The following is a 432-nucleotide window of genomic DNA, read 5'->3' on the forward strand; positions in this document are numbered from 1 at the left end:
GAGTGGTACGGGTGGGGTTCCTCTCTGGACGAAGGCCTGAAGCATTTCTTCGGTCTCGCGGATGGCTGTTCTCATGTCAGTTCTCCTTCCCCGCGCGCTCGGCGCTGTTGCATTTCCTCGACGACGGACTGAATGGCGACGAACAGTTCCTCGACATCAGGCACGGCCTCCGGATCAACCTTGACGACCACACCGGGAGCAACTTCTCGCTCGATAGCGCCGCCGCGCCTTATGGCATCGATCCGTCGCTTTATTGCCTCGAGCGACAGACCTTCCGCCTTCGCTTCGGAATAGACGGCGAGCGCTCTGACGTGCTCGTCGCCATACGAAGCGAATTTCCGCGATCCATCCGGCGCAGGGACAATGCCCTGCGAGATAAGGAAGCGGATGTTGCGTTCCGGCGTGCCGCTCGCTTCCGCGAGTTCCCTAAGG

General features: G+C 60.9%; 1 protein-coding gene. It reads right to left on the bottom strand.

The genetic code is table 11. From position 1 onward, the window contains the following. Positions 1-71: 71 nt before the first annotated feature. Positions 72-432, bottom strand: a 361-nt coding sequence (locus AC1D0P_RS30115) for a helix-turn-helix domain-containing protein (RefSeq protein ID WP_477680083.1), incomplete at its 5' end; no start/stop codon positions are given.

This window comes from Polaromonas sp. P1_G2 (genome assembly GCF_056405515.1).